This is a genomic window from Rhizobium sp. RSm-3, assembly GCF_001854685.1.
GTDB classification, from domain to species: Bacteria; Pseudomonadota; Alphaproteobacteria; order Rhizobiales; family Rhizobiaceae; genus Rhizobium; species Rhizobium ecuadorense.
In genome coordinates, this window is the sequence record NZ_MAWZ01000025.1 from 27,359 (window position 1) to 41,266 (window position 13,908).

The window sequence follows — 13,908 nt, forward strand, 5'->3', positions numbered from 1 at the left end:
AGAGCGCCTCAGGAATGTTCCCATTTTGTTCCTTTCAAAAAAGGAGTCAGGGGCGCTTTTTTCGATGGTCGTCATAAGGCGCTCACTATCCAACGGGTCCACCGGATTTCGTCGGCTATGCCTTGCACCATGGTCTCGGCCTCGGAGGACAGCTCTTGCGGCCGCAGACGAATGGTACTGCAAGGCCTTCGCTGATCAGAATGCTGCCGACATCCTTCCCGTCAACCAACAGCATCCCGAAAGAGCGCCATGGTCGCATTTCTTCGTACCTTCGGTGCCCGGCGGACAAAAGCACGCGACTTTTCTCAGTTCGGTGCTGCCGCCGGCAACCAGCTCTCGAAGCCGCGCCGACGCCCGCTCGCCCTGTTGGCGCTCATATTAGCATTGGGGCGAGAACTTCTCCGGCGTGTTGAAGCCCACCAAACGTGTTCCGGCGGCATCGCCAACGACGTGTACGGTGTCTCCGTCGGTCACCGTGAATTCCTGGGCCACAGATGTCCTCGCTGTGCCGGAGTTGACTGAAATTGCCCTCCCAAATCGGATACCTGCTGTGCGACGGCCACAGCAGCAACGATCAGGAGCCCAATGGCCAGCCGTCTGCCTGCTCTACCAAAACTGGGGACGAACATTTTCTTGGGCTGGTGGCGAGATCGGGGAAAGGGAACGACCGCGGATTGCGATGGGGCGGGCCGAGCGCTGCCTTAGAATCTCGAAAGTCTTTCGCCACTGTTGAGAGGCGAGCATTTCCGCCAGAACGCTCAAGGCGAGCGTGAATGTCGGCAAGAAACGTTCGCTGCCAACCCGTCAAGTTTTGACGTTGCAGTGCCGCCTCGATGTCGTGTCGCAGGTTTCCAGCCGGTTCCATGGCTCTATCGCTTCGTGCGGATAATCACACCTAAGCAGGAGGACCGGAAGAAATTGTAAACTGCAACCTCATTCAGCGACCAGGGACGGATTTCAGCCCATCGCGGGCGTGAATTGGCCGCTACGGGTCGTAGCGGCGCCGGCGAATTATTGCACCTCATAAACGCCTGCGTTATCAGCAGCGTCGCGCAGCCCCTTAAATGACGCGTGCCGCAGCTTCCCGTCGTGCGTCCACGCTCGATATTTGATCTCGGCAACAAGCTTCGGATCGACGAAGACCGCATTTCACTTCCGTCCGTATCGACAGGGGGCTTGCCGATGGTCAGTTTGTCTATCTGTTTCCGGAACTCACCCGCAGAACATTCGCTGAAGCCGGTTCCCACTCCCCCGACATACCAGCTCTTTTCCTCTGCGCGGCGAGCAGCAGCCGCCCAATGCCCGCAATGACGCCGTCGACTTCTCATGCCCAATGATTAAAAAGCCATCGCTCTGGACACATTTGATCTTCACCCAGCCGACCGGGTCGATAGGTGGCGTCCCTTCGCTTGGCGATGATCCCCTCAAGCCCGTGGTCGCAGGCGATGCGCAGGAGAACCTCTCCGTCCGTCTCGATCCTCGGACAGTCGAAGGGCGTCTTCGCCGCCTGCCGGCACCAGCCCTTCCAGAAGATGGCGTCGCGAGGCGAGTTCGGTTCCAGTGAGGTCGTGGCCGTCGGCTGGAAGCTGTCGATCGATTAAGAATGCTCAGGGCGAAGCCTGGTTATGCAGTCAATCGGGCAGGTCAGTGAACGGCAGCCGACGTCGGCGCGTTTACACGTGTTGCCCACCTGCCGACATAGGTGCCGATGAGCAGCGTCGTGACATCCTCTAACGATCTCGCGCCTTCGTTGAAGAACTCGATGGCGGCCGAGCACAAGGTTTGCGACGCCTGGTCGTCGGGTTCGACTTCGTAATAGCGGTACCAAGCCTGTACCGCTTCCGAAAGCATGCGGAAGTGTTTGTCGTGCGTTGGCATGTGACATCCTCCAGCTATCGACATAGCGGAGGAGCGATCTACAACAAGACCTCAGTCTCCAACTCTTCGGGATCCTGACGGCGGTCGTTCCCCACTCAAAGGACGCCACAGTCGAGAACGGTCACCTCATGCGGCTTCGGAACATGAACAAGACGAGAGATCCGGTGAGGTCTGCTGCGGTTGCGGCGAACATGAAAGCTCGCTTCCGGAACCCCTGCGGCCCAATCTTCGGGTGCCCAGCTTAATGGCAGCGGCCTTCCCGGCATCTCGTCCAGCACCCGGCCGAATATCGCCTGCTCACAACCGGGCGGCCAGTCGACGACCCTGCCCTTCTCCTCAGTAGTGAAGATGGCATACTCAAGCGCGCCGCTGACGGAAGGTCTGAGGATGTCGCGACTACGCGAGGAGAAGAGCAAGAGGGCGCCTGCGGACTAGCTCGCGGCACTAGGAACTCAATGCCTCTTAGGACATTTCTTGCACGCAAAATTGGAGATAAAGAACATGGATCAGATTGTCATGTCAGATACGACCCCGGCAGCAAGCCGCAGGGCTGCTCGTATCTCCAGAGGCTACAGCCTCGAGGAGCTTGCAATTGCGACCGGACTTGCACGCGCGCATGAGCTTTTCTGATCTGGTGGGTAGACGCGTCCTCCTGGTAGCAAAGAGCAGCTTTGAATCAGAGTTCAGCTCATTTGGGGATCGTTAGCGTTCAGCTTCGGTAGGCGGACGTATATTATTGCGATGGTGGAAGGTTGCAAGCGCCGGATTCTGCGAAATTCAGTCGCGCTTGGACCAGCGACAGCGGGCCGTTCGGACCGCCTCGGACCAACTCAGCATCATGATCGTCTTGCCCATCATCTTCCCAAAAACACACAGGGCGAATCTCGTAGCCGCCTCGCTCTGAAAGGGTCGCGAAATGGCAGCACGGGCACCGGTATGCCTGCCCCTCAACGTAAGGCTCAATGATGTTGCGAAACTACATTGCGAGAGGTTCACCTCAGTCACAGACTTTGTCAACAGGGCCTAGTACGCCGCGCAGTGCCTATTACTTCGTCGCCGAATCGGTCGGCAAATTGCTGCCGCACCGCGTGTTCTGGTGACTATCCCGGCAATCGGATTACGGCAGGAGGGCAATCGCGACGCTCCACGGATTGATGATCTCCGTCACCCGTTTCGCCGTCCAGACCCTGATCAACTGGCGTTGCCGAAGAGATTGAGGTCGATCACAATCGAAGCAGAACAACAACTGCAGGCATATGAGCAGTATTTGCAAGATGCGCGCGCGCTGTTTCGTCAAACGATCGTAAATTATCAGCCGGTTGTCCGGGTTTTCTCTACTTTTGCTTCACTGATGGTGAGATCGCTCGCAAAGAAATCTGTGCAACGTCGGCCATACGCCGGTACTCGTATTCGTTCAGCGGGGCCGGAAATGCGAATTGACGAAACACGATACGGCGGGAACGCGGCTCACAAATGCCTCTAGCTGGAACCGAAGATCAAAGGCCTGGCGATGTGGGCAGAAATAGGCGTTTACGTCGGAAATGGAGTTATTGTCCAATCGATTTGATCGACGGCATTCTGAAGGATCGCCTCGCACTGGGCTAGGCTCGGTGAAACCGCTATGACGTGCCCGATCCAGTCTCGGGCATCTCCTTTCCTAATGATCGGCGTGTTCGTAGCTAGATACAATTTGACCTCGGCGACACCTGGTAAAACGGCCAACCGGCTCTCGCTATCAGACCACGTTAGTGTGCCGTCGCGGTCAGGAACTAGTATTCGGGCGGCCGCAGTGTGCGAACGTCTCCTGTGCAACGTCGACTCCTCGCCGATAGCAAGCTTGATGTGCTCGGTGATGAGGTCGATACCGTATGCTAAGAGAATCAATTGTGGGTCCGGCGTTCCAGCAAGGCGCGGATTGACTTCTATAACGACGGGTCCACGACTCGTCCACCGGAGTTCGATATTGGCCGGTCCCCATTCAAGACCGAGAGCTCGCAAAGAACTCTGTGCAACGTCGACGATACGCTGGTACTCGTATTCATTCAGCGGGGCCGGAAATGCGAAATGACGATACACGAAGTGCGGCGGTGGGCCGAAATCAGCGGCACAGACCCCTATAACGTCAGTCCCCATTGTTTCAACCGAAAAATGTGGGCCTCGCGCCAATTCTTCAATCAGTATGCCTGACGAGAAATTTCGCACGTCAGTGCTGTTCAGCAAATGGCTCGTCTGCTCACACAGCTCATCGACATTGCAGCAGAGTCGTACACCGGCACTACCAACACCTACGACTGGCTTAACAACTACAGGGAAGCCAATCTCTGCAGCGGCGGATATAACTTCGGTAGTATTCACTGCTAGAAAATATGACGGTACGGAAACGCCTCCTTCCTTAAGGAGCTGACGTTGCGTGAATTTGTTGCAGCATCTTTCTACCGCCTCCGGATTGGGGCCTGGTAGCCCAAAATGCCGACAGAGTTTGCCACTAGTCGCATAGAATGCCTCTCTGGCGCAGGTGATCCCAGCTACGTCATACGTTGAACGGAGGCGGGAACATTCGCGGATAAGCGCATCAAGATCTTTCGTATCAACTACGATTGCCTCGATACATTTTTCCTTAAGATAGTCGTATTGGACGGGCGGAGCTGCCAGGACTATTGGATGGAGCCCAAGATCCTGCGCGGCCCGGACATAAAGTTGTCCGGTACCGGCGGTATTACCTTCGATAAAAACTAGCGCTCTTCTCGTCACTCTCGGCACTCTCGTCGGCTCCCGCTCTTCAATTCACACCAGCAAGAGTTGTGCCAGCCGCACAAACATCGGGGCACTTTCTATCATTAATGTTCAGTGCTCAGATGAGGGAGAAAGGGACGATGGCTGACTATCGTCAATGTCATATATCCGACAACGGCATTTCTTTGGACGTGAGAAAATTGCTGAGTCTGCGGGGTTACGCTCGTCCGCGATATATCCGTCAGAGATTGGTCAGCCAAAGGAAGAACGAGGGTGGAACGAGTCTTGCGCTGTGATGTACGTCGCAGCAACTCAAACCGCTGGAGCGAACTCAAAGCTGGATAAAACTTGGTGGCAAGGTCAATGTGGGAAGAGGTGCTCGGGATAGGTCGACGGTCGGCATAAATGGGGAAGATGAACAACGTCGATCCACTTGCCTGGCTCACTCAGCCCCTCAACCCGCGCAACCTCGCAAGAGCTAACTGACGTTAGCCTACGACTTCTTGCCTCCTTCTATAAAGCCATGACAGCAGAACGCGACAGGCCCGGTCATGACAGCCATGTCTCCGTTTGCGATCTCGATTTTCAGCAATCCGGCCGGAAGGTGGACCGCAATTCTGGTGGAAGTGACGAGGCCTCGTTTCAGTGCCGCATAGGCGGCGACGCATGCGCCGGTTCCGCATGCCTTGGTCAATATGCCCGGACGCTCCCAGACGGCGAGCCGCAGTGTCCGCCCGTCCAGAACCTCGGCGGCGTCCACATTAATGCCCTCGGGAAAGAGGGGGTCGTTCTGCACCACCGGCGCATGGTGAGCCATGTCAAAGAGTTCGAGGCAATCGACGAAGAAGACAGCGTGCGGGTTGCCTATATCGAGCGCGAGGCCGTCCTTCAGTGGTCCGCTTTGTACTGGCAAGTGAAGCGTATCTACCTCTCTGGACAGGGGAATCCTGCGCCAGTCCATGCTGATTGGCCCAAACGTGACGCTGATTTGCATTGGCCCTGCTCTTCGACAGTGAAGGACACCTGCTTTCGTTTCAATCTGCACCTCGTCCTCGCCGGTCTCCTCGAGAAGAAGATACGCAATGCAGCGCGTGGCATTGCCGCATGCACCGACTTCCTTGCCGTCTATGTTAAAGATTCTCATCGCCGCGTAGGCACCGACGTTGCGCCCCTTGTCCGAGGCCGGTTCGATGGTGAGCAGTTGCTCGCCTCCCGGACCGGTGTGGCAATCGCAGATGCGGACGATGTCCTCACGATCGAAAGACTTCGACCCGTCGCGCCGATCTACGATCACAAAATAGTTGTGTAAGCCGTGCATCTTGATAAATGGCCACTGCCCGGGCAAGTCAACTGGTGGAGGGCATGAGAGAAAGTTGATGTGTCTCATTGTTCTGTCCAGCTAGATAAAGTGTTCAACTCAAAGCAATCCAATCGTGTTACGCTAGGCTGCGATTCACCCGCTCCTTGGCTCGTGTGGCAGGACCATGCTGAGCCCTTGAGCGTTTCAAGCAGCGCTCCAGATTGCGCCGATGTTAGTGCACTCCAAGGTCCCCTCTACCAGCCCCGCAATGGCACTTACGCGTCTAACACTCGGTGGCAGAGCCAGCCGTCACCCCTTAGCCAGGAGGCTGCCTAGCCGGCCTCAGGCTTGGTACTCAAGCCGCGGCCGTCCCGTGTCTTGGCAGCCAATCGGCGCCGGCGCGCCAGCGTAGCGCCCCTAATGACAGACACTCGCGCAGTTGACGCCGATCTATCGGGCGATGTCAGTCTGGGGAAGCCGCCCCTAGCGTAACGCAGCCGCGGCTGTCAGACAGCACTCCTCCATCTGCTCCGGCGTCAAATGCGCGGGCCGGAGACGTTTCCATTCATTACGCACCTCCTCACGACACTAGCCTACGTCACACAACCTTAGTAGAGATCATCAGCTGCCCGGGTATCTGCGCAGCAGTGCTTAGTGTGATGAGATCTTCGAATGAGAACCGTGATTGGAACGAGAGCGGCGCATTGCTTTCAGGGAGCAGTCCTGGGATGGTGTTAACCTCGAGGTAGACGGGGGCGCCGTCATTATAGATAAAGTCGAAGCGTACAAGCCCCTTACAGTCCAGCTGTTTATAAAGCCTGAGGACATCATCGCGGATACGTTCTGCCGCCGGTCCTTGGAGTATCTTGGGTATAGCATGCTCATCGACCGACCTCTGCTTCAGCCGGTCATCGTAGAAGCGCCAGCCGATTGGAAGGTCGAATAACACGACATCTCCGATGATAAGCTCTGATCCCACTTGAAAGATACCGACGGTGCCAGATGGCCCTTCGATGAATTCTTCAAGGCGCCACCTGGAGCAATCAGTAGGTTCGATTCGGGCAATCGCCTCCGCGGCTGCAGCATGGCCATCCAGCATCTTGATTCCAATACTGGACCCCTCGCCAATCGGTTTAAGGACCAGTACCTGCGACTGCTGTAGTTCGAGCGGCCAGGAGCGAGGGTCTCCCAGGGCTGCTACTAAACGGCCTCGCGGGACTGGATAGCCCCAATCTCGAAGCAATGAGACAAAGATGTCTTTGTTCATTCCAATTGCGGAGGGCAGCGTTGATGGCCCGGAGTAGGGAACGCGCAGGATGTCAAGGAACCCCTGCATCGTACCATCTTCGCCTCCTGCGCCATAGACCACACTGAGCACGAAGTCGCATTGGAGGACGGCGCGGAGCAATTGCTCTACATCGTTCGGCTCAACAAATTCAACTGAACGGCAAAGGTTCTGGAGGTGCGGCAATAGTACATCTTTAGTTTCAAGAGATGCTGCGCGCTCAGTTGATGATCCTCCAGCAAGAAGAACTAGCCGCAACGGGGATAGAACTTCTCGTGCGGCCGATAGCAGTTTCGCGTCATGCATTTTGTCGTCCTCCTTGCTGGCGAACTCGTTCTGATTACCCGCCTGGGCGGCATCGTCGAACAACTCGACGTACCTTTTCGTACACATCGCTCCAGACCCGGACGCCGTCCCTTCAATGGCTCTGGGCTGGGCGTGAGGGCCTACAAGTGAAACAGCGCGTTTCTCGGTTTGAATGACGATGCTACCCTGACTTCGTGCTTTTCTCCTCGGCTCGTCGCTCACACTGTCGCCCAGACCTAAAGTCCGGTTGGCAGCTGCACGCAACTTGCATCGATTGCAGCAACAGGCGTGCCAACTGGGCCAAAAAGAGCCACCACGAAATGTCTGCTTTTTATTGAATGGCTTCGATGAGAGTACGGCAGGACGCGGGGCTGAACACCGCCGTGTCATCAATTGCACAAAGTCGACGGAAGGTGTGTCGGGGTGCTGTAGTCTCAGCGTTTCGGCCCAGTTTGTCCTCGCCTCCAAGAGGGCGAAGTTGACCTCCGTCTTCCCGGTTTCCGTCGGTGGCGCAACCAACTCCGATGACAGTAAGCGTCCGGTCAAGCCCTCCGCGGGGAAGTTGGAGCCTCCACGGCAGAAGTTCATCGATCCGGTTGATGGAGTGATCGGCGATGCGAGTGAGGCCGTCTCCTAGGTAAGCCTCTGGATCGCCGCCGTTCAGCTTTGCGGTTTATGCCGACCGTCGAACTATGCCGAGCGCCTCTTCTCTTGTTTGCATCAAACCGTGCGTTCCCGGCCGGTTCGGCGGGTCGCCGTTGTTTGGCGCTTGGCATAGTCCTCATGCTCAGAGGGCGTTCAGGAATTCGAGAAGCCGGTCGCTTGGTCGAAATCGCTCGGCCTTGGCGCGTTCGTACGGCTTCAGCTCTGCGAGTGCAGATCCCTTCAGTACGAGATGCGCATGAAGATAGGTCAGCGTCGTTTCCATCGCTTCGTGCCCAACCACAGGGCAATGACCGAGCAGTCGACGCCCGCCTGCAGCAACTGGCATGCAGCGGCACCAGCCGTGACTTGCCAAACTTTGTCTCTCGGATGGTGAGGACGCCCTGGTCGAGATCGACATCGGCCCGGAGCAGGCTGAGCGCTTCGGAATGGCGCAGTCCGGCCACTGCTATCAGCCCGAACAGGCAGTGATATGTCCAGCGCCGGAGGGCGTTGGCCGGCGGCAACGACAGTGCTGCCGCCAGAAGTGCCTGAATCTCGACCTCACTATAGATGTAGGGTTTTGTCCGCCGTGTCGGCGCCACAGCGTCGCTCGGTGACACTTCCGTCAAAGGATCGAAATGAGTCAGGTGCTGGGCAAAGCAGCGCACATCAGCCAGTCGGATTGACCAACTCGGCTGCCGGTCCATCGAGGTGACCCACTCCATTGCCAGATCATTCTTGATGGTCTCGGCGCCGCAGGCTTCCATGAAAGCGACGAACTCCGACAATCGTTTTGCCGGACCGTCATATTTGTATCCCAGCCCTTGGCGCATGCCGATGTAGCGCTCAAACGCGGTGCGAAGCCGGCTCATTGGACACCTCCCGGCCAGGGTAGGCTCAGTTCACGCAGCTTCTCAATATCGAGCTTGGCATAGATTCTTGTACTGTCGATGCTTCGATGGCCGAGCAGTTGGCCGATCTCGGCAAAGCTGGCGCCCGACCGCAAAAGGTCGGTCGCGAGGCTGTGGCGAAAGAGGTGAGCACCTTGGTGCGCATAGCCGTCAATGCCTGCCAGTTCGAGCGCCTGCTTCGCGATCATTGTGATGGCGCAGCCGGAGGCAAATCCCACGTGCGGCGCAAGTGTTCGCAAGAAAACGGCGTCGACACGCCGAAGCGGGCCGCCCATGCCGGATTATAAGCGACGATCGCTGTTCCGACGTCGTGACGCAGCAGCGCCAAGCTCAATGACCTCGATCCACAAGCGTGGCTCGCCGATGTGCTCGCTCGCACCCGACACCTCGATCAGCAGGCTCGAACAATTGCTCCCCTGAAATTGGCAGCCACCGAAGTCCCTACAACCCTACAACACCCTAGCCGGATGGTTACGGAGTTTCAGAAATCCCAACCGACATGAAATGTCGAGCTTCTGTGCATCACCCCATCGACGCCGCCGTTCGTGACCAAGAATTCCACGCGCATCGCGAGCCTCGCCTAAGACACCTCGCAAACGAGTCGTAAACACGTGTCTTAAGCCATCACAACTACAGCCGGCAGTCGACCGTCACCGGTGACAAGGGCCGTTAAAGTTCACCTAGTCCATCGGCAGGACCTCTAGGTCCAGCTTCAAGCGCAGGGCCTCCGGGTCATAGGCCCGGCCAAACCGGTTGTTCAGGAAGTCGGGCAGTGCGACCTCTTCTTGCCGAACGACGCCATTCTGAGGCAGCTTTCCGTCGGCCAGAAGGTCAAGAACCGTTGTGATGCCGGCGGCGGTCGTGATCTGAATGGAGCTCATCGCTTTACCCGCCACCACGCCAGAGTAAACCTTGTTGGCATAGGTCTCCTGCAAATAGCGACCGTCTTTCCATCCGCAGACGGTGACGAAGATGACCACAACGTCTTGCATCGTAGCAGGCAGAGCGTTCTCGAAGACGTCTTTCAGCAGGTCTCGGCGATTCTTCAGATTGAGGTCATTCAGCAGAGCCTTGATGATCGCCTGGTGACCGGGATATCGGATTGTCCGATAGTTCATATTGCGGACGCGGCCTTCGAGCGTCTTGGCCAGGGTGCCCAGACCGCCGGATGTGTTAAAGGCCTCATAGGTGATGCCATCCAAGGAGAATTCTTCCCGTTCCTCCAGTGCAGGGACCGTGACGAATTTGCCCTCTACAATAGCTTCGCACGGTTCAATGTATTCGTTGATCAGACCATCCGTGCTCCAGGTGAGATTGTAGTTGAGAGCGTTGGACGGGTATTGCGGCAGTGCGCCGGCGCGCATCCGAACGCTATCCAGCGTGTCGAAACGCTTTGCGAGGTCATTGGCAACAATCGAGATGAAACCGGGAGCAAGACCGCACTGAGGAATGAAAGAAACGTTGGCGCACTTGGAAAGCTCTTCGACCTTCTTTGTCGTTGCGACATCTTCCGTGAGATCGAGGTAGTGAACGGAAGCTTCCAATGCGGCCTCGGCCACTTTGCCGGTCAGGTTGAATGGCGCCGCGGACAAAACGGCGAATTTTCCCTTCAGCAACTTTACGAGCTCAGTCTTGTCGGTGATGTCGACTACCTTACTCGAAATCGCAGTATGCTTGTCGAGCTTATCTAGCTGCGCCTGATCGCGATCTGTTACCACGACGGTGTAGTCGTTCGTCGCAGCCAACATCAAAGCGATAGCGCCGCCAATCTTGCCTGCGCCAATGACCACTACATCCTTCATATCAGTTCCCTTGCAACTATCCACCTTCTGCGATCGCGGACGTAGTTCATATCAAGATTGTCACCAGCGCCGTTTAAAGATTTATCAAAAGTGGCGGCACCTGAAGCGGGTGTCTCTTCCAAGTTCACGACATGAGGCTCCCTGATATTTTGGAGTTGCAAAGCAAAGATAGCAAGTCGATGACATTCATGCCGTGCCCACTGATCATAGCCCGGAATATGCTATTTTTTGCCAATCCCCAAAGTTGCACTCGAGGAGATATATCTCCTCAAACAACGAAGTCAAAGCGCGGCATCTTGCAAGTACTTGTTTGCGGACGCCGCGCAATATCACTGATCGCGACGTTCGGGATAGTCGGCTAGCAACTTCGATAATGTCCCAGATTGCGTTCTGTCTAGGACACGTTCGCCATGAGGCATGGCATCAAAGAGGTCCGAGTTACGGCCGCCTTACTCAGTATGCTGAACCCGACTGGTCATTGAGGTCGTGGCGCTCTATCCCCGTGAGCGGCGGGTTGAAGATGCTGACGAGGATCAGGTCTCGGTCGCCGCCCCCGCGCAAATAGTGCTTGTCGTGCTTGTCGAGCACATAGATGTCGCCTGGGCGGACCGGATAGATATTGCCCTCCATGTCCTCAACCTCGCCCTCCCCGGCGATGCAGTAGCAAGCCTCGAGATGGTTGCGGTATTGAAGCAGCGACACGGTGTTCGCCCTCACCACCGTATGGCAGACGGTGAAGCCCATGCCGTCCTTTTCCGTCAGCAGACGGTGGCTAGTACCGCTGCCCCACTCCACGAAGTGATCCGTAGCTTCGACGTCCAGTAGGCTGCGCACAAACATCGCGTCCTCCTCATGTCAGAAGATTTCAAAGTTGCCGTAATCCCAGTTCAAATATTCCTTCCTATCTGGCAGCATTTCGCAATCGCCTCACGATGGCAGCCCGATACGGCGAGATCGCCCAAAGCGTATGCAGTTACGGGCAGCGACTGCCGCTTCTGATGATCTCCTTTCTACTAAACTGCTTCGAACAGGCCCGCGCCGCGTCCGGGCATGCCTCAATGGCCTCCAGTCTTGTAACGGCCCTCAGCGAGCTGCTTAAGCGTCTGACGCATTGCTTTCCTTAGTGATTGCGGAATCAACGGTGGACGGCTCCGGACTCGCAATTGGCTGTTACAAAACTTGTGCCAATTTAGTGGTCGAGGCCTAGAAGAGTGATTCTGACGGCTCTTCAGCTATTTAAACTAGGGTTGACCATGAGATTTGGCCATACAAGCCTATGTTGCGGACCCGACAGTACCAACACAAGATGTCGGATGTCGGTCAAGCAGATGCTCCACGACTATGTTACCGTCGGAGAAAGGGAAAAAGATAAATCGCATAGAGGCCGATTTGTCTGGCCGGCGCGTGCCGCCGCATCTCCCAGGCCTTTTCGCCGGCGACGCGGCGGACGATCGGTTCCACCCATGCCCTTGCCGGTCGTCGACAAGATATTCCGTGGTAGATCAAGTTTCTGAATGAAGGCAAGTTTCGCCGTCATGCTGAGGTTGTTGTCGAGAGATGCCTGGCCAGCATCACCGCTCATCGTATTGAAGCCGGTCTGCCCGTCTGCCTCGGCAATAGACCCTTCCAGCAATGCGACAGTAGTTGCTGAAAGGCGAGCGCTCACCCCGGTCAACCAGCTATCGAAATAATGCTGCCGTTGCGAACGCACCAGGCGTTCCAGTTCCTTGTGTGACGGGCCGTATATGCAACGGTCCCGGCACCACAGGAAAACCTGCTCGAGCATGGCGCCAATCGATTGTCCGGTCGGACATGCCGGTGTCGTGGTCTCCCGTCTGGCAGAGGTGGCGGACGCAGTTGGCGTAAGCTACGGGGTTGCGTCCTATAGTTCCTCATCCAAAGCCGCGGTTGACGCCCCAACGCTAGCAGCCGCCGAAACGTTCACGTCGGGTTCTGCGCTCTCCGCAACAAACACTGTCTTGGGCAAGCCGGCCTTTGCCGATCGTTGAGCAAGTTGGCCCGGCTTCCGGCACCAGACTTTCATCAAGGTGATCACCTGTCGGCGGCAGCGGCGGAATTGGACTGATGAGGCGAGGGCACAGATTCTTGCCCACAACGTTCTTCAACTCGGCCCAGTCCGGCGATATGTTCCCTCATCCTGGTTTCAGGCATGCCTTCAAGGCCCTGTCGGCTCGACACTTGGATTTTACAGGCGCCTGGCTGCTGGCCGACTGCCGCGCCCGTTCCGTGATGATAAAAGTATTGTGCCGTGTTGGGTTCTTCACAAATATGTCCAGCACCCTACGTAGTTCTCTGCTCGGAAGCGGTTAGGGTCTGCGCCTTGACGCCGAAGATGGCCCTCTACAAGTTGGGTGACAATGTCCCGAGAGTTCTGCTCGCGTTGGTTAGACGGGCAGGCTGGCTCTTTTAGCTATTTTGCATCGATGGCAGGCTCAAGGTTCTCTTGGAAGTCAGCATTGTAGCTGCCTCACCATGGCGTTGAATAGGCTGAGTCGACCAAAGTGCTGCGCCCATTACCGAAGATTGCGATGAGGCATCAGCGTCCTTCAGCAATCTTGCCAAAGAATGCAGGCTTGCGAGATCGACGTGCGGGACCGCCAGGCTGCGCCAACGACCACTCACTGATCGGTCGAAATCCACGATGGGACCTCAAGAAGTCGACCAGAAGAAGAACCAGAAAGGCTGCAGCGGAAATATGCGTCCCTTTGGACACCGCCTCATGCACGTGAACGGGTTGCCCGGACCAGGGATGCCACGGATACAAAAGCTCGCGAACCTCGGTCCCGTGGGTGTTCTGTCGTCGTGTTGTACAACCATTTCCGGCCGCACTGATCGCTCGGATACCAGACCCCGGCAAGCTATGCCGATACAATGCCGCAACCGGCTCCAACGCTACGCAAGATGAAGGCTTCGCGTTTCCGCCGGTTGCTCACACCGTAAGCGCTGTGCTGACCCCACCTTCCGGATCAGCGTATGATTGTCGATGTTCAGCCTCGAAAGAGGGCTTGGACATATGTCGATTTCAGA

General features: G+C 56.7%; 10 protein-coding genes and 6 pseudogenes. 3 read left to right on the plus strand and 13 right to left on the minus strand.

The window, feature by feature from the left end; genetic code table 11:
• Positions 1-1,011: 1,011 nt before the first annotated feature.
• Both BBJ66_RS33415 and BBJ66_RS21510 read right to left on the minus strand, forming a co-directional pair.
• Positions 1,012-1,577 (minus strand): annotated as a pseudogene (locus BBJ66_RS33415) (ATP dependent DNA ligase); the annotation flags it as partial.
• Between the two features lie 67 nt (positions 1,578-1,644).
• Complete coding sequence (locus BBJ66_RS21510) at positions 1,645-1,878, minus strand: hypothetical protein (protein ID WP_016737406.1); 234 nt, start codon at positions 1,876-1,878, stop codon at positions 1,645-1,647.
• Positions 1,879-2,379: 501 nt separating this feature from the next.
• Here BBJ66_RS21510 and BBJ66_RS35665 point away from each other — a divergent pair.
• The gene (locus tag BBJ66_RS35665; protein WP_274534087.1) at positions 2,380-2,508 is read left to right on the plus strand and encodes a hypothetical protein; all 129 of its coding nucleotides are present in this window, start codon (positions 2,380-2,382) and stop codon (positions 2,506-2,508) included.
• 103 nt (positions 2,509-2,611) lie between these two features.
• Here the strand turns inward: BBJ66_RS35665 and BBJ66_RS35895 are convergent, their stop codons facing one another.
• The 8 genes and pseudogenes from BBJ66_RS35895 to BBJ66_RS33445 form a co-directional block, all read right to left on the minus strand.
• The gene (locus tag BBJ66_RS35895; protein WP_086004647.1) at positions 2,612-2,845 is read right to left on the minus strand and encodes a CPCC family cysteine-rich protein; all 234 of its coding nucleotides are present in this window, start codon (positions 2,843-2,845) and stop codon (positions 2,612-2,614) included.
• Positions 2,846-3,408: 563 nt separating this feature from the next.
• Complete coding sequence (locus tag BBJ66_RS21520; RefSeq protein WP_012489441.1) at positions 3,409-4,629, minus strand: ATP-grasp domain-containing protein; 1,221 nt, start codon at positions 4,627-4,629, stop codon at positions 3,409-3,411.
• Positions 4,630-5,104: 475 nt separating this feature from the next.
• A complete protein-coding gene (dapF, locus tag BBJ66_RS21525) occupies positions 5,105-5,998 on the minus strand; it encodes a diaminopimelate epimerase (RefSeq protein WP_049731162.1) in 894 nt (297 codons plus the stop codon).
• A 511-nt stretch (positions 5,999-6,509) separates the two neighbouring features.
• Positions 6,510-7,565: a D-alanine--D-alanine ligase family protein gene (locus BBJ66_RS21530; protein ID WP_225882928.1), complete on the minus strand. Its 1,056-nt coding sequence runs from the start codon at positions 7,563-7,565 to the stop codon at positions 6,510-6,512.
• Between the two features lie 508 nt (positions 7,566-8,073).
• A pseudogene (locus BBJ66_RS33430) lies at positions 8,074-8,175 on the minus strand (transposase domain-containing protein); the annotation flags it as partial.
• A gap of 114 nt (positions 8,176-8,289) precedes the next feature.
• Positions 8,290-8,493, minus strand: coding sequence for a hypothetical protein (locus BBJ66_RS33435; RefSeq protein ID WP_225882931.1), 204 nt, complete (start codon positions 8,491-8,493; stop codon positions 8,290-8,292).
• 43 nt (positions 8,494-8,536) lie between these two features.
• Positions 8,537-9,019, minus strand: a pseudogene (locus BBJ66_RS35425) (tyrosine-type recombinase/integrase); the annotation flags it as partial.
• The gene (locus BBJ66_RS33445; protein ID WP_225882929.1) at positions 9,016-9,333 is read right to left on the minus strand and encodes a tyrosine-type recombinase/integrase; all 318 of its coding nucleotides are present in this window, start codon (positions 9,331-9,333) and stop codon (positions 9,016-9,018) included. The gene BBJ66_RS33445 and the pseudogene BBJ66_RS35425, both read right to left, overlap by 4 nt.
• Positions 9,334-9,378: 45 nt before the next feature.
• Here BBJ66_RS33445 and BBJ66_RS34290 point away from each other — a divergent pair.
• Positions 9,379-9,478 (plus strand): annotated as a pseudogene (locus BBJ66_RS34290) (transposase domain-containing protein); the annotation flags it as partial.
• A gap of 260 nt (positions 9,479-9,738) precedes the next feature.
• Here BBJ66_RS34290 and BBJ66_RS21545 read toward each other — a convergent pair.
• The 3 genes and pseudogenes from BBJ66_RS21545 to BBJ66_RS33450 all read right to left on the minus strand — a co-directional run.
• The gene (locus BBJ66_RS21545) at positions 9,739-10,860 is read right to left on the minus strand and encodes a saccharopine dehydrogenase family protein (RefSeq protein WP_049731164.1); all 1,122 of its coding nucleotides are present in this window, start codon (positions 10,858-10,860) and stop codon (positions 9,739-9,741) included.
• A 453-nt stretch (positions 10,861-11,313) separates the two neighbouring features.
• The gene (locus BBJ66_RS21550; RefSeq protein ID WP_012489436.1) at positions 11,314-11,700 is read right to left on the minus strand and encodes an ectoine synthase; all 387 of its coding nucleotides are present in this window, start codon (positions 11,698-11,700) and stop codon (positions 11,314-11,316) included.
• A 525-nt stretch (positions 11,701-12,225) separates the two neighbouring features.
• Positions 12,226-12,673: pseudogene (locus tag BBJ66_RS33450) on the minus strand (Tn3 family transposase); the annotation flags it as partial.
• A gap of 1,016 nt (positions 12,674-13,689) precedes the next feature.
• Between BBJ66_RS33450 and BBJ66_RS34300 the strand changes: the two are divergent.
• Positions 13,690-13,817 (plus strand): annotated as a pseudogene (locus BBJ66_RS34300) (IS3 family transposase); the annotation flags it as partial.
• Positions 13,818-13,908: the final 91 nt, after the last annotated feature.